This is a genomic window from Streptomyces sp. NPDC002076, assembly GCF_053593835.1.
In genome coordinates this window covers 155,223-174,217 of the sequence record NZ_JBSFDI010000005.1, presented here as the reverse complement: position 1 = coordinate 174,217, position 18,995 = coordinate 155,223, and the positions used below count along the sequence as shown (strand labels likewise).

14 protein-coding genes are annotated in these 18,995 nt (G+C 69.5%); 5 read left to right on the top strand and 9 right to left on the bottom strand.

Annotated elements, in window-relative coordinates; translation table 11 throughout:
* The first annotated feature begins 20 nt into the window (after positions 1 to 20).
* Together ACWCQS_RS12810 and ACWCQS_RS12805 are read left to right on the top strand one after the other, a co-directional pair.
* A complete protein-coding gene (locus ACWCQS_RS12810; RefSeq protein ID WP_451004457.1) occupies positions 21 to 1,070 on the top strand; it encodes an Lrp/AsnC family transcriptional regulator in 1,050 nt (349 codons plus the stop codon).
* Between the two features lie 406 nt (positions 1,071 to 1,476).
* Positions 1,477 to 3,216: a DUF3533 domain-containing protein gene (locus ACWCQS_RS12805; protein ID WP_451004456.1), complete on the top strand. Its 1,740-nt coding sequence runs from the start codon at positions 1,477 to 1,479 to the stop codon at positions 3,214 to 3,216.
* Between the two features lie 73 nt (positions 3,217 to 3,289).
* Here ACWCQS_RS12805 and ACWCQS_RS12800 read toward each other — a convergent pair whose 3' ends face one another.
* From ACWCQS_RS12800 to ACWCQS_RS12785, 4 genes are all read right to left on the bottom strand, one after another.
* Complete coding sequence (locus ACWCQS_RS12800; protein WP_451004455.1) at positions 3,290 to 3,946, bottom strand: helix-turn-helix transcriptional regulator; 657 nt, start codon at positions 3,944 to 3,946, stop codon at positions 3,290 to 3,292.
* Between the two features lie 32 nt (positions 3,947 to 3,978).
* Positions 3,979 to 4,779, bottom strand: coding sequence for an alpha/beta fold hydrolase (locus ACWCQS_RS12795; protein WP_451004454.1), 801 nt, complete (start codon positions 4,777 to 4,779; stop codon positions 3,979 to 3,981).
* Between the two features lie 130 nt (positions 4,780 to 4,909).
* On the bottom strand, positions 4,910 to 6,178 hold the full coding sequence (locus ACWCQS_RS12790) for an FUSC family protein (RefSeq protein WP_451004453.1): 1,269 nt from the start codon (positions 6,176 to 6,178) through the stop codon (positions 4,910 to 4,912).
* Positions 6,179 to 6,233: 55 nt separating this feature from the next.
* A complete protein-coding gene (locus ACWCQS_RS12785) occupies positions 6,234 to 7,922 on the bottom strand; it encodes an alpha-keto acid decarboxylase family protein (protein WP_451004452.1) in 1,689 nt (562 codons plus the stop codon).
* 296 nt (positions 7,923 to 8,218) lie between these two features.
* On the opposite strand from ACWCQS_RS12785, the gene ACWCQS_RS12780 reads away from it, so the two are divergent.
* The 3 genes from ACWCQS_RS12780 to ACWCQS_RS12770 all read left to right on the top strand — a co-directional run bounded on the left by ACWCQS_RS12780 (position 8,219) and on the right by ACWCQS_RS12770 (position 11,630).
* Entirely contained in the window at positions 8,219 to 9,412 is a 1,194-nt protein-coding gene (locus ACWCQS_RS12780; protein ID WP_451004451.1) for a PucR family transcriptional regulator, read from the top strand.
* Positions 9,413 to 9,887: 475 nt separating this feature from the next.
* Entirely contained in the window at positions 9,888 to 10,454 is a 567-nt protein-coding gene (locus ACWCQS_RS12775) for a carboxymuconolactone decarboxylase family protein (protein ID WP_451004450.1), read from the top strand.
* Between the two features lie 216 nt (positions 10,455 to 10,670).
* Positions 10,671 to 11,630, top strand: a complete 960-nt coding sequence (locus ACWCQS_RS12770) for a 3-hydroxyacyl-CoA dehydrogenase NAD-binding domain-containing protein (protein WP_451004449.1) — start codon at positions 10,671 to 10,673, stop codon at positions 11,628 to 11,630.
* Positions 11,631 to 11,798: 168 nt separating this feature from the next.
* On the opposite strand, the gene ACWCQS_RS12765 is transcribed toward ACWCQS_RS12770, so the two are convergent.
* From ACWCQS_RS12765 to ACWCQS_RS12745, 5 genes are all read right to left on the bottom strand, one after another.
* Entirely contained in the window at positions 11,799 to 11,960 is a 162-nt protein-coding gene (locus ACWCQS_RS12765) for a hypothetical protein (protein ID WP_451004448.1), read from the bottom strand.
* A 194-nt stretch (positions 11,961 to 12,154) separates the two neighbouring features.
* The gene (locus ACWCQS_RS12760) at positions 12,155 to 12,853 is read right to left on the bottom strand and encodes a TetR/AcrR family transcriptional regulator (RefSeq protein WP_451004447.1); all 699 of its coding nucleotides are present in this window, start codon (positions 12,851 to 12,853) and stop codon (positions 12,155 to 12,157) included.
* A 41-nt stretch (positions 12,854 to 12,894) separates the two neighbouring features.
* Complete coding sequence (locus tag ACWCQS_RS12755; protein ID WP_451004724.1) at positions 12,895 to 14,598, bottom strand: allophanate hydrolase; 1,704 nt, start codon at positions 14,596 to 14,598, stop codon at positions 12,895 to 12,897.
* Between the two features lie 5 nt (positions 14,599 to 14,603).
* Positions 14,604 to 18,197, bottom strand: coding sequence for an urea carboxylase (gene uca / locus ACWCQS_RS12750; RefSeq protein ID WP_451004446.1), 3,594 nt, complete (start codon positions 18,195 to 18,197; stop codon positions 14,604 to 14,606).
* On the bottom strand, positions 18,194 to 18,994 hold the full coding sequence (locus ACWCQS_RS12745; protein ID WP_451004445.1) for an urea amidolyase associated protein UAAP2: 801 nt from the start codon (positions 18,992 to 18,994) through the stop codon (positions 18,194 to 18,196). The genes uca and ACWCQS_RS12745 overlap by 4 nt, the downstream gene beginning before the upstream one ends.
* Position 18,995: the final 1 nt, after the last annotated feature.

The window sequence follows — 18,995 nt, the reverse complement described above, 5'->3', positions numbered from 1 at the left end:
GAGAACGCAGGATTCTCGCCATGAGGCCAGTGCTGATGCAGGAAGATGGCAAGCGGCTGAGCGAGGACGACCTCGCGCTGATCCACGCGCTGCAACTCCGGCCGAGAGCCTCGTGGTCCGAGCTCGGCCGGGTCCTCGGGGTGGATCCGGTCACCGTCGCCCGTCGCTTCAACCGCCTCGCTGAGCACGGCATGGCCTGGGTCGGCCTGTCACCAGGCCCGCGCATGTTCGACCAGATGTGCCTCTCCTTCGCCCAGATCGACTGTGCCCCCGGCGCGACCGCCTCCGTCGTCCAGGCCCTCAGCGGTCATCCGCACATGCTCACCATCGAACGCTCCGCCGGTGGCCACGACATCCTCGCCACCGTCGCCACCAGCGACCTTCTCGCGCTGTCCCGCTACACCCTCGACCTGCTCCCGCACGTTCCCGGCATCACCGCCGTCGACGTCCGGATTGTCACCCACATGTTCACCGAGGGCGGCCGATGGCGCATCGCGGCCCTCGCTCCCGACCAACGCGCGCAGCTCACCGCACCGGCCGCGCCCCAGCCGGCCCGGCACGGCGGCGGAGACATCACCGCCTTCGACCGCGCTCTTCTCGCCCGCCTGGCACACGATGGCCGCGCCTCGTACCAGGCCCTGTCCACCGACCTGGGCGTGAGCCTGTCGACCGCCAAGCGCCGCGTCGAGCAACTGACCCGGCTCGACGTCCTGCGTTTCCGTTGTGACTTCGCCCGCCCCCTCGGGGGCTGGCCCGTCGCCATCACCTTCTGGGCCAAGGTGCCGCCCGCCGACCTGCCCGCCGTCGGACACGCCCTGATCCGCCTGCCCGAAACACGCAACTGCGCCGCCGTCACCGGCCCCCACAACCTCATCGTGCAGGCCAGCCTGCACTCCGTGGACGACGCCCTGCGCCTGGAGACCCAGCTCGCCACCACCCACCCCGGCCTCGACATCGTCGACCGTGTGATCACCCTGCGCCACGACAAGCTCCTCGGCCGCCTGCTCGACCCCTACGGCCGCTCCACGGGCGTCGTCACGCCCGACATCTGGGCCGAACCACAGAACTGACGCCACGTCGTCGCAGAGGTCCACCACACCGGACTCCACGCTCCCGTTCCGCGTCCTCTCCGACCGGACGCGGCGCCTGCCGTCCCCCCGAGGAGCAGCTGCCGGGGAACGCGGCGGCGGACCGCTCCGCGCCCTCGACTACGAATTCCTGTAGGCCGTGCCGGCGAATCGAGCCGCTTCGCACGTCATCATCGAAATCCGGTCCTGATCCGCATCGAGTCGCTGCGCGGCAATTCGCGGAGACGGACCGCATCGCATCGGAAGGCGTGCGCACCGCACGCGGCACTTCCGCACAGGCATCGGCTCGCACGGACATCGCTCAGGCCGCGGCGTAAACCGAGCCGCAGACCGTCATTCAGGTCTCGTCCCGCAGCTCCACCTGGAACCCGAAAGGCATCCGACACCCATGAGGATCAATGTTCCCGGCGTGCCGAAGGCCACCGCCCGACATCTGCTGCGCCGACCGAACCTCTGGTTCTTCCCGACGCTCGTCATGATCGCGGTCAGCGTGGTGGTGTCGCTGTCCTACATCGGAGGCATCATCAACCCCACGGGCAACCTCCACCACCTCCCGATCGCCATCGTCGACGAGGACCAGGCGGTGCACGTCGACGGCCGGAAGGTGCACCTCGGTCCGCAGATCGTCCGAGGCATCACGACCGCGTCGGATTCCGGTCAACGCGTGGAATGGCAGACGCTGAGTCTGCGCGAGGCAGAAGCCGAGATGGACAAAGACGCAGTCTACGGCGCCTTGATCATTCCAGCTGATTTCAGCAGCGGCGTCCTGTCCTTGACCGGCCCCGTCGCGCCCCATGGGACGGCTCCGCGGCAGCCGAGTGTCCACCTGCTCACAAACCCCCGTTCCGGCAGTGTGGCCACCTCCTCGGTTCAAGCCGTCGGAGAGCGAACGACCCACACCGTATCGAGTCGTATCGCCGCGACGCTGGCTGCGCACGTGGCACACGTGGGGCCCGCGCACCACACGAACCGCCAGGCGATCCCGACCGCCGAGAAGATATTGCTGGCCGACCCCGTCACGTTGCACACGAGCGAGCATCGCCCTCTCGGCAACCATTCCGGATTCGGCCTCAGCGCTTTTTACATTAGCCTCGTCCTCACTCTTGGCGCCTATCTGGGTGCGGGTGTCGTCAGCAGCTCGGTCGATTTCGCTCTCGGATATCAGTCAGCCGAGCGCGGACGTCGCTGGTCCAGCAAGCTGCCGGTCCCGATCACCCGCACCCAAACACTGGTGGCCAAGACCGCCATGTCGGCCGTCCTGTCACCGGTCACCGCGACAGCAACTTTGCTCACGTGTGAATTCACCCTTCATATGGATACACCCCACTTCGGTCTGCTATGGATCTATTCCGTGTGCGCCTCGATAGCCGTCGGGGTGACCGCGCAGACCATCATTTCGCTGGTCGGAGGACTCGGGTCGCTGGTGGGCATGCTTTTCTTCGTCGCCTTGGCGGTGCCCTCGTCCGGGGGGAGCTTCCCCCTCCAGACCGTTCCCAGCCCCTACCGGTGGCTCGCCGGGTTCGAACCCATGCGGCAGATCGACGACGGCGTTCGCGCAATCCTCTACTTCGACGCTCGAGGCGATGCCGGCCTGACGCGTGGCTGGATCATGATCGCCTTGGGATGTTTCGTCGGCCTGGCCCTGGGCCTGATCGTCGCGTGGATCCGTGATAGCGGCGGTCACCAGCGGCTCACGAGCCACCAGATCACTGCCGCACATGCACACTTCCGCTCCACGGTCTCCCTCGCGGCCCCAGCCGGCGGTACACAGCACGAATCCGGTGGAAGGCCTGCTCCCCGAACTGCGGCGCCCGACCGGCGCAACGCCACCGAGCCAACCCCTCCCTCGCAGGCAGCACCCCGCGTCTTCGGCCGGGTACGGAACTCTTACGGAGACGTTGTGTCCCTGGCCGCCATCACCCTTCTCTCGCTGCATGGGAGCCAACTGCGCCGGATCGCCACGCAATCCGATGGCTCTTACGAAATTGATTCGCCGGCATCCGGACCCTGCCTGCTTCTTGCAACGGCGAACGACCACCAGCCTCACGCCGCCATCGTCCAGATAGGCGACAGGTCGCGATGCCACGACGTCGTACTGAGTGGACCGAGCGGGACGGTTCCGGTGTGATGAGCGGTCGTCCGGCGCCTCCGCCGTTTCGCCCGCCGTTTCGCCCGGTCAGAGTTGGCGGCACCGCCAGACGTCACTGGCCTTCTTCCGAGTCGGGGGGCCAGGACGTGGGGTTCAGAAGGCCGAGGATATACGCCTTGGCGACCAGTGCGGTTCTGTTCGGCACTTTGAGCAGGCGGCACATCCGGGAGAGATGGTAGTTGACGCCGTCCGCCGTGAGGCCGACCGACCGGGCGATCAACGCGGAGGTGGCTCCGGACGCGACCAACGCCAGGATGCGTTCTTCTTTCGGTGACAACTCCTGCGCCAGATTTGGTTCTGCCCCGTGCGCCATCGGGTCGACGTGCAGGAACACCATGAGCAGCGTCGGAGTGATGACTTCGTCGCTGACCGGTTCCACGGTGAGTTGGCCGGTTCTCGTCACGCCCACGGCGTCCCACTCGACTCGAATCGGGTAGCGGAAACGACGCCCGATTCGAAGCCCCTCCGAGATCTTGAGCAGTGACTCCTCGTCCGGAGAGACCAGCAGATCGAGCAGGTTGAGATCACGCATATGTCCCGGCGTCAGGCCCCACAGGGCAGAAAATGCGGGATTGGTGATCACCAGCAATCCATCGGACTGGCTGATCGCAGTGGGCGCCGGCGACCGGTCGAGCAGCCGCAGGAACCGGTTCCGCCAGACCGCCATCTCCTGTCGGAGGTCGGTCCATTCTTCGGGTTCATTGATCATGGACCAGTCGCCTCCCATAACGCGATGCGCAATCAATAGCGCTTGTCTTCATGTGCCGAGATCACTCGCTCCGGCACCTCCAGCGACGGCCAATGGCCCACGTCCGGCAGCTCGAGCAGCCGTGCCCCGGGCAGCCGTTGGCGGATCCGCTCGGCGATGTGCGCGCCGGAGACCGGGTCCTGAAGACCCCACACGAACTGAAGCGGAAGGTCTGTCCCCTCGAGCGCGTCGACCCAGCGATCGCGGTACATCTCCCGATCGCGGACATAGCGCAGCAGCAGATGGGAGTTCAGATGTCCGTCGTCACGGCTGTACGTCCGCCACATCTCCAGGCTGTCGGTCAACGCGTCGTAGGCGGGTGCGAACGTGACGGCGAGGGCGGTGACGAATCGGTCCAGGTCGACCTGCGCGCTCAGCACGGGGCCGAGCTGGGGGTCCAGGAGCCGGCTTTGCGCGTCGGTACGCCGGTGCAGTTCGGGGTAGATGCCGCCGTTCATCAGAGTCATGTCGACCAGAGCCACAGACAGCGAGCCCTCCGAACGTCGTGCGAGCAACTCCTGCCCGACCGAGCTGCCGTAGTCGTGAGCGACGACCCGGGTGGCACTCAAGCCGTCGTGCGCCCACAGTGCCTCCACCAGATCGGCCTGCTCCATCAGGGAGTAGTCGTGCTCGCGCGGCTTGGCGGACGCGCCGAAGCCGAGGAAGTCCGGCATCACCAGGGTGTGGTTGCGGGCCAGCTCGGGTGCGATCTTGGCCCACTGGTGGGACGACGCCGGGTATCCGTGCAGGAGTGTGAGCGGGGACCCGCTGCCCATCCGGCGTACGAAGATCATGTGCTCGACGCCGCGCAGGCGGAGAGAGACGTACTCGCCCCCTGACCACCAGGCTTCGACGGCATCGGTTGACCCAGCTGACATTGCGCGCCTCGCTCTCGGCTCACGTGACATGTCTACTCTCCGTGTCTCACGACAGATGTTCACGACAGACGTTCGAGACAGATGCTCGATCCGATCGTCGACTCAGTACGCCACGAACGCTGACAAGTTCAGCCGTATCTGCTTCTTCGGGTGGCTCGATGCCGTCCAGATCAGTGAGGAGTCGCTCCACGTCGGCGACGAGCGAACCGTAGACCTGCCACGCGTTCAGATCGGTCAGTGCGCCGCGCTCGAGCAGATCGGTCACCGTCGCATGCCAGGTCAGCATGCGATCGATCACTGTCCGCAACTGCCTCCGGGCATCGTCCTGACGTGCGTCGGCCGCCACACCGAGAGCGGCATATGTGAGGAAGACCTGCCCTGCCAACTCGAGGGCCTCCCCGTATCGCACTGCGAATCCCTGCTTCAGGCCGTGGTCGGTGCTGTCCTGGCCGAGGCTGTCGGCCAGAGTCCTGGCGATACCTCGCACCTGGAACGACGCCCCGTGGAGAGCTTCGAAGGTGTATTCGCAGACTGCGGACATGTGCTGTCGGTGCGCGGCTGCGCGGGCGTTCCAGCGCAGGCTCTCAGCAGCCTTCTGCACCTCGTCGCGAGCGTCCGAGACCTGCCGCTCCAGCTCTCGTGCCCTCTCCAGCCAGAGGTGCGCGTGACTCGCAGACCGTCCTTCCCTCACGTCACGGCCCATGTCCCGCAGCAACGTGCCCGTGCAGCGGGCCAGGCCGCGCACGGCGGCGTCGGACTGGCTGAGATACGTCGGTGGGAAGACCAAGGCATTGACCGCGACTCCCACCGTGGCGCCTGCAAGGGTGGAGACCGCGGGGACGACCACATGCCCGACCGGAGCCGCTGCGGCGGCCGTCAGGCTGATCACCGCAGTCGAAGCGACTTGAAGCCGGTCCTCACCGTTACGACGTCCACCGGTGAACAGCACCACGATCAGGACGGCCACGATGGCTCCGGCGGTGGCCCCCAGCAACCAGGCGGCGGCGACAGCCAGGGAGACACCTGACACCTGGATCGCCACCCGGCGCGCGGCATGGACCACCGAGCTGTACACCGTGGACGCATTGGCCATGACCAACGCCGTGCCGACGCCGAGGAACTGTTGCTGCCCCGGTAGCCACAAGGCGATGAGCTGCCACGCGAGCACCGCTGCGGCCAGGCTCTTCACGCCATGGCGCAGGACGTACTCACTCTCTCTCGCACGGACCGTACTGATCATTCGCAGCGCGGCCGTCCAGGCCCGCGGCATTACCGCCGTGCTTCCATGCCGCGTGCCGGGGAGAAAATGATCCATAGTGCTGTTTCCGCCGATGGGGTGTCTCGATGGTCGGTCCGGGTGTCATCGGTGTTCAGCGGCCCGCGCCGGCATCGTGGGCAGCGGCGAGCAACTGCTCCGTGGCCCGCATGAGCACCTCCGGAACGTCCGACGGGGGCAGTACGGCCTCCAGCAGCACCAGGTCGGCCGGATCGGCGGCGCTGGCCAGTGCCGCGCTCAGCTCGGCCGGTGTACTCGCCCGCATGGTGGCCGCCGACTTGCCTCCCATGGCCGCCGGGAGCAGGCTCCAGTTCCATCGGGGAATGTCGTTGTAGCGACGCTCCCCACCGTGGAGTACGTTCTCGATGGTGTAGCGGCCGTTGTTGATCAGCAGCACGATCGGCGTGCAGCCTTCCCGCAGATGGGTGCCGAGCTCCTGAGCGGTCACCTGTGCGGAGCCGTCCCCGATGAGCAGGATCGTGCGCCGCCCGGGCGCCGCGAGCTGTGCGCCGAGGGTCGCCGGGAGGGTGTACCCGATGGAGGCCCACAACGGCTGGCCGATGAAAGTCGCCCCAGCCGGCAGCCGCATCGCCTGCGCTCCGAAGAGCGAGGTGCCCAGCTCGGCGACCACTATGTCGCCCGGCCTCAGGAAGCTCTGGATCGCCGGCCAGAACGTCGCGTGACGCAAGGCTTCCGCGCTGTCGGAGGGCGTCTCGTCGGCCAGGTCATCGGCTGAGGCCGGCGGAAGATCCGGGCGCGCCCACGACCGGCCCGACTCGGCCAGCACCCCGATCAGCGCACGCACGGCGTCGCGCATCGGCAGGGGAGCGAACACCCGGTCGCCGATGTGGGTGGCGCAGGGCTGTATGTCGATGGTCCGCTCCGCGTCGATTCGGTGGCTGAACGCAGTGGTGCTGTCGCTGAACCGCACACCGACCGACAGCAGTACGTCGGCCTGCTCGATGGCGGCGAGCACACGCTTGTGGCTGGCGGCGCCGCTGTAGGTGCCGGTGAAAGAGGGGGCGCTCTCGTCGAGCACGCCTTTGCCCATGGACAGCGTCGCGTTCGGGATCCGGCCGGCAGCGACCAGCTCGGCCACCTCGGCCCGGACACCGAACCGGTCGGCCAGGAAGTCGGCGAGAAGACCCAGTGTGTCGGCCTCGGCCAGCATGGTGCGTGCGGCGTCGGTGAACTCCGCCAGCACCCGGGCCGATGCCTCTGGCGCGGGTACGAGAAGCGGCTGCGACGGCGGCTCAGCCGGGCTCGCGGCCACGTCGGTGGGCAGTACGAGGTAACCGGGACGCCGTTCCCGTTGGCTGGTGGCCAGCACCCGGTCGATCTCGGCGATCGCGTTGCCCGCGCTCAGGTAGGCCTGGGCCACGGTGACCTCGGCGTGTGCCCGGGCGAAGTGCCGGTAGTCGCCGTCACCGAGGGTGTGGTGGAGCAGCGCGCCGGCCTGTTGCGCCGCCGTGGACGGTGCGCCCACGATGTGGATGACCGGGCCGTATTCGGCGTAGGCGCCGGCGATCCCGTTGATCGCGCTGAGCTCGCCCACACCGTAGGTGGTCAGCAGGGCGCCGGCCCCGTTGACGCGGGCGTAGCCGTCGGCTGCGTAGGCGGCGTTGAGCTCGTTGGCGTTGCCGACCCAGCTGATCCGGTCGTGCTCGACGATGCGATCGAGGAAGGCCATGTTGTAGTCGCCCGGCACGCCGAACACGTGCTGGACACCGATCTCGTCGAGCCTGGCAAGAAGGTGGTCGCCAACGGTGTAGTCGCCTGTCATGTCTGACCTCGGTTTCCGGCAGATGCGCCTGTTCCACGGGATTTCCGCTAACGGTTCGAGCATTTCACTACATAACGGACAAAACTACGGCGAAAACCTGGAGATGCTGAGCCAGGATTTGTGGAATCCACGAGCCCCGGCGCTGTCGGGCCAACCGTTCGCCGCTCACCCTTCGACCTCACGGTTCCCCGTGTCGGCACCTCCCCGCGGACCGATCTTCTGTCCGAGATTTGAGATTTTCACCACTCGGCGCTCTGGATCTACGGTGAAAATCCGGAAATGCTAGGGTCAGGTTCGTGGAATCCGAGAACCCGGCACTGTCGACGCCCCTCACGGGCGCGGCCCGGAACGCCGTTGCTCAGATCTGCGCACACATCACCGACGACCTGCCGGTGATCAGTCTCGAGGTCGTCCGGCGAATCCGGGCCGAGATCCCCGACTACGCCGTCGTGCCTACGGAGGAACACCGAGACTTCGTGCTGTACCAGGGCCGCATGCTGTTCGCCGGCATCGCCGAGCAGCGGCCGCCGGGGGAGGAGCAGATTGCGCACGCCCGGGAGCTGGGGCGGCGGCGCGCCGAGCAGGGCCTGCCCATCGAACTCATGCTCGGGGCCTATCACGTCACCTTTCGCGAGGCGTGGAACTTGATCCTGCAGCGGGCCACGGCCGACCACCCCGAGCACGTCGGCGACCTGACGCATCTGGTCACGCTCATCTGGACCTGGATCCGGGTCCTCACCGGCAACGCATCCGAGGCCTACGGCGAGGAACTCCGGCGCGCTCAGGTCACCCGGGTCACGCTCGCCCACCGGCTGTTCGCCGCACTCACCGCCGAACCCGTCCAGGTGGAGGCGTCGGCCCCCCTGGCCCAGGCGCTCGGCTACCGAATCGACGGCGAGTTCCAGGCGCTGTGCCTGCCCGCCGAGGACTGGCAGGACGACCGCACCGAACAGCTGCGCCTTCGGCTGACCGCCCTGACCGGCGAACTCCACTGCGCCACCGCCGGCACCCGGCTCCTGGTCCTGGGGCAGCGGCACGACCCGGACGCCGTGGCCGCAGCCGCCGCGGCCATCCCGCCGCGGCGGGACGCCACCGCGATCGGCGTCGGCCTGTCCCGCCCCGGCCTGGCCGGGGCGGCGGACAGCATCACCGACGCGACCCAGGCGCTGTCCCGGACGGGCGAACAGTGCCGTGTCGTGTACTTCGCCGACGCCTGGCTCGCCGCCGGCCTCGGCGGGCAGGCCACCCGCTTGGCTCCGCTGTTCACCAAGGCCGTGGCCACGGCGCGCACGGACCCCCACCTGGCCCAGGCCGTGGTCGCATTCGCAGACCACGGCCTGTCGGTGGCCGCCGCGGCCCGCGGGCTGCACCTGCACCCCAACTCGCTGGCTTACCGGCTCGGCCGGTGGCACGAACTCACCGGACTCGATCCGCGTAGCGGCGACGGACTCGTCGCGTCCCTGGTCGCGCTCCGTCTCTATCAGACGTGATGGGGGATTCCGTCATCCTTGTGTGCCGTGGAGTGTGCGCCGCACGTGGACCGAGGCATGCGGGCGGACCGAGCGCATGGGTGCCGACTTGAGAGCAGGGCATGCCTGCGGGGAACGCTCACGACAATCACGGCGAGGGTCGACGGCGGGTCGGCACGAATGTTCCATCGAGCCGAACAGCCTCGCCCGCGCCCGCGGTAGCACTCTGACCGGAATGCGACTCCATGCCGATTGGCGTAAGCACTACGAGAATTTGTAGTCGAGCTTCGGTGCGTCACGGTCACGCAAGCCTAGATTGGCAAATGCAGGCAATCGCCCCGCAGTCCGGCGAGGGTGGCCAACCATTCGAAATGGTGTGGACCTCGAAGACGCGGAGACGATATGGCATGCGGCCTAACGGCCCGGCATACCGAGTGGCCCATCCACTGCCGTCGCAGAGCAGCACTTCACCGTCGCATTCCCAGAAGGAGCCGTTGTGTCCCGTCTTACCTACCCCGACCGGCAGGACTTTCCCAAGGAACTGCGTGAGTTCCTCGACCAGCTGCCGCAGCACGCGGCATTCGACATGCTGTCGCACTCGCAGGCCACCGTCGAGATCTTCCTCCGGCAGGGCCAGGCGCAGTTCACCCAGCTGGCGCTCTCCCCGCGAGACCGTGAACTGACCATTCTGACCACGGCCAGCGCCACGGACTGCGCATATGAGTTCACCCAGCACGTGCCGATCTCAGCGTCCGTCGGTGTGTCGGACGCCGTACGGGACGCGATCGAGCGCAAGGACTTCAACGCCCCGGAGCTCCCCGGCGACGACCGCGCAATCATCCGCTTCGTGGCCGCGGTCGTCGCCGCCCCGACCGTTTCCGACGAGATCTTCTCCGCGGTGAAGGAGCGCCTCACTCCACGCGAGATCCTCGAGATCATGCAGGTGACCGGGTTCTACTGGTCCTTCGGACGGGTCTGCACCGTTCTCGATGTCGAGGTCGAGAAAGACCATGGTGATGCCGTGATCGACGCGAGCCGGCGCATGCAGGTGCCGGCGCAGTGACGTGGGGGTGTCGGCTCGTACGGGGCCGACACCGTCGAGAAGCGCGAGAGGGGCAGGCGTGGAACTCGGAAAATTCGCCATGCGTACTTTGCCTGCGATTTCTCGGCAACAGAGATCAAGCACGCCATCCGTCAGCATGGCAGGCCCGCGGCAGCCCTCAAACACTTCATGCAATGTCGCGGTGCGACGCTCACCACCCGTAAGGAATCGCACACCATGAACACTGCGAACGCGGAATCGTTCCGTAACGTCACCATCGTCGGCGCCGGCGTCATCGGCATGTCGTGGGCAGCCCTGTGCCTCGCCCACGGCTGTGAGGTCACCATCAGCGACCCGGCTCCCACGACGGAGAGCCAGGTCCGCGCAGGTCTGGCAGACATCGCCCCCACGCTGGAAGAGCTGGGCATGCGGACGGACGACCTGACTGCCCGGCTGCGTTTCGAGGCCGATCTGGCCGCCGCGGTGGCCCACGCCGACGTGGTGCAGGAAAACGGCCCGGAGCGCCTGGAGATCAAGCACCGGATGTGGGCCACCATCGAGGAGAACGCTCCTGCCCATGCGCTCTTCGCCACCTCGACCTCGGGTCTTCCGGCCAGCGAGATCGCCACGGTCCTCAAGCAGCCCCAGCGCCTGATCGTCGGGCACCCCTTCAACCCGCCGCACCTGGTGCCTCTTGTCGAGATCGTTCCGGGCAGGCTCACCTCGGAGGAGACCGTTGAGCAGGCGCGCGCCTTCTACAGCGCCCTGGGCAAGAAGCCCCAGGTCCTGCACAAGGAAGTTCCGGGGTTTGTCGCGAACCGCCTGCAGGCGGCCTTCTTCCGCGAGTGCGTCCATCTGGTGGCCGAGGGAGTGGTGACCGAGCGGGAACTCGACGAACTCGTCACTTCTTCGATCGGCCCGCGTTGGGCGGTTGCCGGGCCCTTTCAGAGTTTCCATCTCGGCGGCGGTTCCGGCGGATTTGCTCACTTCCTCTCGCATTTCGCTCCCGCGATGGAACAGAGTTGGAAGTTCCTGGGAAGCCCGACCTTCGACGAAGCCACCGTCAAACTCCTGAGCGAGCAGGCCGAGGCCTACCTCGGCGACCGACCCATCGAGGAACTCGCATCTCAGCGGGACCAGGCGCAGATCGCCCTCATGCGTGCGCTGGGTGAGCTTCCGCCCGCTCCCACCCGGTGAGGACCGATGACCTGCACCGGCTCGGGTTCTCGCTGGCGAGCCTGAGCACCACAGCGCGGACGGAGCGCACGGTGCGTGGTCGACCGGGACGCTTGGGGCGTGAGGCCTTGGCGTGGCGGCGGCGCCGCAAGTCGCGGTGCCGGCGCAGCAGCGTGTCGGGGGAGACGATCAATTGGAGTCGTACCAAGTCGTGCTCGGGGGGCGGTGCCGGAGCGCGGCGAGCAGCGCGCGGTCGGGCCAGGTGAGGTTGGGCTTGTCGATCTGCCGCTGCAGCACGGCCAGTTGGTGGCGCAGTGCCAGGTTCTCGGCGTCCTTGTCTCGGTCGCCCATCGGCAGGAGGCGTATCAAGGTGAACACGCTCGTCAGGGCCACGTAAGGCAGTCGCAGCAGCACCGGACCATCCGGGCGTCGCCCGGAGCCAGTGGGCAATCACCGAGCGAGGCCCCCCATCGTCACCCCTGAGCGCAGGGACTCACGACAGGGCTCACGCGCGTTCTGACCAGCACGGGTGAGGTTACTGGCACCTACAGGGCCGGCGGTCGGTCCAGGCTGCTCAGCAGCGTTCGGCCCTCCTCCCGGGCGGCGGCAACCGCCGGCTCTCCGAGCCCGCACAGGCGCAGGCACGACGACGCGATGGCCTCGGTGTCAGCCGCATCCGGCTCACGGGAGCGCCGTATCTGGATGACGACCTCCACCAGCTGGATCAGCAGTTCACCGAGCCGCTCGGCCGGCAGGCCGCGCGCGACGTCCTCGGTCGCCGCCAGGGCGCCCAGCGTGCCGTAGCTCGACTGCAGACGGCCCCGTTCGGCCCGGAAGGCGTCGAACCGCTCGGCCTGCACTTCCGGCAGCAGATAGAGCGTGCCGATGTTGTACGGAGTGCGGGAGAGGGTGCGTACGTCCATCGCGGCAACGGCGTACAGCGCGGCGGCCGGATTCGCCCGCTCGGGCACCAGCGCCCGGATCCGGTCCACCATCTGCAGACTGGGCCGGACAGACGTCGCCAGCAGCTCGGCGAGGATCTCCTCCTTGGTGGCGAAGTGGTAGTAGAGGGAGGCCTGCCTGATGCCGACCCGCTCGGCGATCATGCGGGTGCTGGTGCTGCTGACCCCATGGTCGACGAAGAGCGCCCCGGCGGCGTCGAGGATCTCTTCCCGGGCGGAGGTGCCGGGGTCGGACGGCGGCGTGTGCCGGGGCCTACCTTGACGGGGACGCGTCGTCGTCATGACCCCATCCTGCCACCAGGCGTCCGCCCTGCCGCCTCCGGTCACGCGGACGCCGTGTACGCCCGCCAGCCACCGAAGCGGGTGATGTCGGGCGCGCCCTCGACGGCGTACGGCTCGACGAGGAAGCCGCAGACCTGCCGCCCGTCGGCCAGTTCGACGGTCCCGATGGTCATCGGCGCGGGCACGGCGGCGGTGAACGCCCCGAACCCGGCAGCGGGCAGCCGCCAGATCTCGCCCTCGACGCCCGTCCGCGCGTCGCCGCCTGACGCCGTGGCGTGACCCGCCCCGGCGCCGGCGTCCCGCCCGCCCTCGGTGACCCGGAGCAGGCCGGGCTTGGGCGGCTCGGTGGCCAGGGCGTACAGCCGGTAGCCGCCCGCGGTGCGGGCCGGGCCGGTGAGGGTGCCGCCGGCCTGCACCAACTGGGCATTGAGGGGCTGACCGGTGAGGTGGGCGCCGACCACGAACAGGTCGAGCCCGGGGTTGGCGAACCGCTCGGCCAGCGCGGCCAGGGCGCGGTCGGAGAAGGCCGGTCCGGTGAACATCACGCCGAACGGAAGGCCGTCCACGAACCCGGCGGGAACGGCGAGCGAGGCGCAGTCCAGCAGGTTGGCGAAGTTGGTGAACCGTCCCAACCGGGCGTTGGCGCCGAGCGGGTCGGCCGCCACCTCCTCGAGGGTGGGATGCCAGGTGGTGGTCGGCGTCAGGAGAGCTGTACAGCCGTCGAGCACCGCGCGCCCGGCGGCACCGAGCGCGGCGAGCCTGGCGACGTCGGCGGCCCAGTCGGCGGCGGTCTTCTCCCGGCCTGCCAGCACGATGGCGGCGACGGTCGGATCGAGGTCCGCCCCGATCAGATCGCGGTGCTTCTCCAGATGCGCGCCCACGGCGGCGTACCGCTCGGCGACGAACGCGCCGCCGTACAGCAGTTCCGCAGCCTGAAGCAGCGGGGTGATGTCGGTTTCGACGATCTCCGCCCCGGTGCCCGCCAGGCGGGCGACGGCGGCGTCGAAGGCCTCGTGCCAGCCACCGGCCATGCCCTTCAGATGCTCCCCGGCCGGTACGGCGATCCGCGGGCGCGCGGGGGGCGGCGGAAGCTGGGTGCCGGTGCGGGAGAGCGGATCGGCCGGGTCGGGGCCCTCGACGAACTCCGCGGCGGTGCGGGCGAGTTGCAGATCGCGGGCGAAGACGGTCACGCAGTCGAGCGTGTAGCAGGCGGGGACCACCCCGGTCACGGGCACCAGACCCTTGGTGGGCTTGACGCCGACGATGCCGTTGAGGGCGGCGGGCACTCGCCCGGAGCCGGCCGTGTCGGTGCCGAGCGCGATGTCGGCGATGCCCAGCGCCACCGCGACGGCGGATCCGGAGGACGACCCGCCGGAGATGCGGGCCGCGTCCCAGGCGTTGCGCACCGCACCGTAGGGGCTGCGGGTGCCGACCAGGCCGGTGGCGAACTGGTCCAGGTTGGTCTTGCCGAGCACCACCGCGCCGGCCGCGCGCAGCCGCGCCACCGCCGGCGCGTCGGCCTGCGGTTCGTAGGCGTACGACGGGGCGCCCGCGGTGGTGGGGAGCCCGGCGACGTCGATGTTGTCCTTGACGGCCACCACCAGGCCGGCCAGCGGCAGCGCCGGGTCGATACCGGCCGCCTCGGCGAGCACCTCCTCGCGCGGCCTGAGGTGGATCCAGATTTCGGGCCGGCCGACGTCCTCGATCCGGTCGTAGGCGGCCTGGACGCGTGCGGACGGTGTCATGGCGTTCATGCCCGCACCGCCGCGAGGATCTGGCCGGGGGCGACCTGTTCCCCGGGCTTGACGTAGATCTCCAGCAGTGTCCCGGCGGTGGGGGCGTTCACCTTGGACTCCATTTTCATCGCCTCCAGGGAGAGGATCGCATCGCCGCTCGCGATGGTGGCGCCCGGCTCGGCGGCGATCTGCCAGACGGTGGCGGTGTACGGCGCGGTGACCGGGACCGCCCCGTCCGGCAGGGTGACGGCAGCAGTGGCGGTCACGGGTTCGGGATCGTCGTCGCGGTCGAACTCTCCGGCGGCTCGCCAGCGTTGCTTCTCGGCGTCGAAGGCGGTGCTCTGCCGCCGGCGGAACGCGGCGATCGAGTCGGCCTCCGCGGCGAGGAAGGCGTTGTACTCGGCGATCGAGAAGGTGCCCTCCTCGGTCGCGAAGTCACCGCGCCCGGCGTCGGTCTCGGCCCGCAGTTCGAGCAGCTCCTCCGCGGTGACGGGATACCACTCGATGCGGTCGAAGAAGCGCAGCGCCCACGGCGAGTCCTGGAACAGGCCACCCTTACGGAACCGGTTCCAGATCTGCACGGTGCGGCCGACGAACTGGTAGCCGCCGGGGCCTTCCATGCCGTAGATGCACAGGTAGGCGCCGCCGATGCCGACGGAGTTCTCCGCGGTCCAGGTGCGGGCCGGGTTGTACTTGGTGGTCACCAGGCGGTGCCGTGGGTCGAGCGGGGTGGCGACGGGGGCGCCGAGATAGACGTCGCCGAGGCCGAGCACCAGGTAGGAGGCGTCGAAGACGGTGCGGTAGACGTCGTCGGCGGTCCGAAGGCCGTTGACACGGCGGATGAACTCGATGTTCCACGGGCACCACGGGGCGTCGTCGCGCACCCCGGCCATGTACCGCTCGATGGCGAGCCGGGTGGCCGGGTCGTCCCAGCTGAGCGGCAGCCGCACCGTGCGGGAGGGGACCACCAGTTCGTCGCTGGGCGGGACTTCGTCCTCCAGCTCGCGCAGCAGGGCGGTGAGGTCACGGGCCTTGAGTCGGTGGGCGTCGGTGTGGATCTGGAGGGAGCGGATGCCCGGGGTGACGTCGAGGATGCCTTCGGGCGCGTGGCCGGCGAGAGTCTCCTGCAGGGCGTGGACCCGCATCCTCAGGCCGAGGTCGAGGACCATGGGGCCGTACTCGACCAGGACGTTGTCGTCGCCGTCCCGGCGGTAGGTGACGGCGGGGCGGGCATCGGTGGCCTCCAGGCGGCCGAGTACGCCGTCGTCGCCGTCTCCGCCCGTGCTGATCAGCGTGGGGGAGGAGCGGCGGGCATCGAGGGCGGCCGCCTCGGCTTCCCTGACCGGTACGAAGCGGACGGTGTCACCGGGGCGGAGCTGGCCGAGCTTCCACAGTTCGCCGCTGGCGACCACCGCGGGGCAGACGAACCCGCCGAGGGACGGCCCGTCGGGGCCCAGGATGATCGGCGTGTCGCCGGTGAAGTCGAGGGCACCCACCGCGTACGGCGTGTCGTGGATGTTGGAGGGGTGCAGGCCCGCCTCTCCGCCGTCCTGGCGCGCCCACCGCGGCTTGGGCCCGATCAGGCGGACGCCGGTGCGGGCCGAGTTGTGGTGGACCTTGTAGTCCGTGGCATAGAGGGTGTCGATGTCCTCGCGGGTGAAGAACTCGGGCGCCGCGTGCGGCCCTTCGGTGACACCGATTCGCCAGTGCGAGGTGATCGCCGGCCGGCGCTCGGGCGGGGTCGGGCCGCCACCGGCCGTCGCCGAAGCTCCGGGTCGCAGCACATCCCCAGCGCGCAGCGCCCGACCGCCGTGCCCGCCGAAGCCGCCGAGGGTGAACGTCGAGGCGCTGCCCAGGTATTCGGGTACGTCGATGCCGCCCCGGACGGCCACGTAGGTGCGCAGACCCGGCCCCTGGCAGGCGCCCAGCACCAGGGTGGCGCCGGCCGGGACCGTGACCGGCTCCCACAGGGCTGCCGCGCTGCCGTCCACCGTGACCGGGACGGGAGCGCCGGTGACGGCGACCACGGTGGTGGCCGAGAAGCGCAGGGTCAGCCCGCCCGCGGTGACCTCCAGGCCAGGCGCCTGGGCCGGGTTGCCGACGGCCAGATTCGCCTCGGCGAAGGAGACGGTGTCGAAGGGGCCGCTCGGCGGTACGCCCACGTTCCAGTAGCCGAGCCGGCCCGGAAGGTCCTGGACGGTGGTCATCGCGCCCGGCACCAGGACGTCGATGCGCGGCTCGGGGTCGGCCGTGGTGGCGAGCGTGCTGGTACTGTGCACGGCCTCGCGCACCTCGCCCCGCGAGGTCAGCTCGCGCAGCAGGCCCAGGTTGGTGACGATGCCGTCGACCCGGCTCGCGGCCAGAGCCTGGCCGAGCACGTCGAACGCGGCCTCCCGGGTGGGGCCCTTCGCGATCACCTTGGCGAGCATGGGGTCGTAGTACGGCGAGACCTCCAGACCGGTTTCGGCAAAGCCGTCGACACGCACGCCGGGCATGTTGTCGGCGCCCTGGCCGGGGAAGGCCAACCGGGTGATGAGGCCCGAGGACGGCAGCGAGTCCTTGCCGGGGTCCTCGGCGTAGACGCGGGCCTCCACGGCATGCCGGGCGGGCGTCCACTCCCGCTCGAACACCGCGTCCTCGACCCAGCCGTCGCGGGCCAGGGCGAGCATCAGTTCGACGAGGTCGACGCCGTACGTCTCCTCGGTCACCGGGTGCTCGACCTGGAGACGGGTGTTGACCTCCAGGAAGGCGGCCTCCTCGCGCACGGGGTCGTAGACGAACTCCACGGTCCCCGCGCCCCGGTAGCCGACCGAGGCGAGCAGCCGGCGCGAGGAGTCGTGCAGCAGTGCCCGCACACGAGGAGGCAGGGCCGGGGCCGGGGCCTCCTCGATCACCTTCTGGTTGCGGCGCTGCAACGAGCAGTCCCGGTCGCCGAAGACGGCGATCCGGCCGGTGCCGTCGCCGAAGACCTGCACCTCGACATGGCGGGCGGGGCGCACGAGGCGCTCCAGGAACACCCCGGCGGACCCGAAGTTGGACTCCGCGAGCGCCGCGACGCGGGCGAAGGCCTCGCGTACCTCGTCGGCGGTGGCGCAGGCCTGCATGCCGATGCCGCCGCCACCGCCGGTGGCCTTGACCATCACGGGCAGCCCGATCGAGGAGGCCGCGGTGACGGCCTCCTCGGCGCTTGCCAGCAGTTCCGTCCCGGCCAGCAGCGGCACTCCGGCGGCCTTGGCCAGGGCGCGCGCGGTGTGCTTCTCGCCGAAGGCGGTGATCTGGTCGGCGGTCGGTCCCGCGAAACGCAGACCGGCGTCCTCCACGGCACGGGCGAAGACGGTGTTCTCGGAGAGGAAGCCGTAGCCGGGGTGGATGATGCCCGCGCCATGGGCGAGCGCGGCCTCGATGATCGCCTCCCCGCGCAGATACGACGCGCGGGCGGGCGCCGGACCGAGGCGGACCGCGTGATCGGCCTCGCGGACGTGCGGGGCGGACCGGTCGGCGTCGGAGAAGACGGCGACGGTGCCCAGGCCCATCCTCCTGGCGGTGCGGATCACACGGCGGGCTATCTCACCGCGGTTGGCGACGAGAACGGCGGTGGGGCGGATCACGCGCCCTCCTTCGCGGTGCGAGCGGCTTCCGTGGACCGTGCGTCGACGTCGACCGGTGCCGGCTCCACGACGATCATCCGCAGCGGAGTGGGGTTGAAGTCGTTGCACGGGTTGTTCATCTGCGGGCAGTTGGACACCATCACCAGCACGTCCGTCTCGGCGCGCACCGCGACCCGGCGGCCCGGCGCCGACATGCCGTCCACGATGCCCAGCGCGCCGTCCGCCTCGACGGGCACGTTCATGAACCAGTTGAGGTTGGAGACGATGTCCCGCACCCCGAGGCCCCGCCGCCCGGCCTCGGCGAGGAAGTTCTCCCGGCAGCCGTGCTGGAACATCACATGATGGCCGTAGCGCAGGGTGTTGGACTCCTTGCCGCACGCGCCGCCGATGGTGTCCTGGCGGTCGACCTCGTTGGCGACGACGGTCATCAACGGGCGGCCCTCGCTGCTGCGCAGCACGGTGCCGGTGCGTACATAGGCGTTGCCCTGCCAGGCCAGGGTGTCGGGGACGCTGTAGCGCTCCTCGGGATCGTCGGCGTTGTAGAGCAGACAGTCGGCCGACTGGTTGCCGCCGACGTCGACGATCGTCAGGACGTGCCCCGTCCGCACCACCGCCGACCAGGGCGCGTTGGGGGCCACCGTCTCGTCCAGGACGACTTCGCCTTCGACCAGGCTCGCACCCCAGTCCAGGGTGGAGCCCTCCGCGTGAACGGCGCCGACCGGGACGGTGGAGGCGACCGTGCCGCCGGCGGCGGTCGGGCAGCTGACGGGCGTGGTCTCGGTCCGTGTGGTCGCCATG

Excerpts from the sequence above, each read along its gene's own strand:
- ACWCQS_RS12810 (WP_451004457.1), top strand. The coding sequence starts at position 21 with ATGAGGCCAGTGCTGATGCAGGAAGATGGCAAGCGGCTGAGCGAGGAC.
- ACWCQS_RS12805 (WP_451004456.1), top strand. The coding sequence starts at position 1,477 with ATGAGGATCAATGTTCCCGGCGTGCCGAAGGCCACCGCCCGACATCTG.
- ACWCQS_RS12800 (WP_451004455.1), bottom strand. The coding sequence starts at position 3,946 with ATGATCAATGAACCCGAAGAATGGACCGACCTCCGACAGGAGATGGCG.
- ACWCQS_RS12795 (WP_451004454.1), bottom strand. The coding sequence starts at position 4,779 with ATGATCTTCGTACGCCGGATGGGCAGCGGGTCCCCGCTCACACTCCTG.
- ACWCQS_RS12790 (WP_451004453.1), bottom strand. The coding sequence starts at position 6,178 with ATGGATCATTTTCTCCCCGGCACGCGGCATGGAAGCACGGCGGTAATG.
- ACWCQS_RS12785 (WP_451004452.1), bottom strand. The coding sequence starts at position 7,922 with ATGACAGGCGACTACACCGTTGGCGACCACCTTCTTGCCAGGCTCGAC.
- ACWCQS_RS12770 (WP_451004449.1), top strand. The coding sequence starts at position 10,671 with ATGAACACTGCGAACGCGGAATCGTTCCGTAACGTCACCATCGTCGGC.
- ACWCQS_RS12765 (WP_451004448.1), bottom strand. The coding sequence starts at position 11,960 with ATGGGCGACCGAGACAAGGACGCCGAGAACCTGGCACTGCGCCACCAA.
- ACWCQS_RS12760 (WP_451004447.1), bottom strand. The coding sequence starts at position 12,853 with ATGACGACGACGCGTCCCCGTCAAGGTAGGCCCCGGCACACGCCGCCG.
- ACWCQS_RS12755 (WP_451004724.1), bottom strand. The coding sequence starts at position 14,598 with ATGACACCGTCCGCACGCGTCCAGGCCGCCTACGACCGGATCGAGGAC.
- ACWCQS_RS12745 (WP_451004445.1), bottom strand. The coding sequence starts at position 18,994 with ATGGCGACCACACGGACCGAGACCACGCCCGTCAGCTGCCCGACCGCC.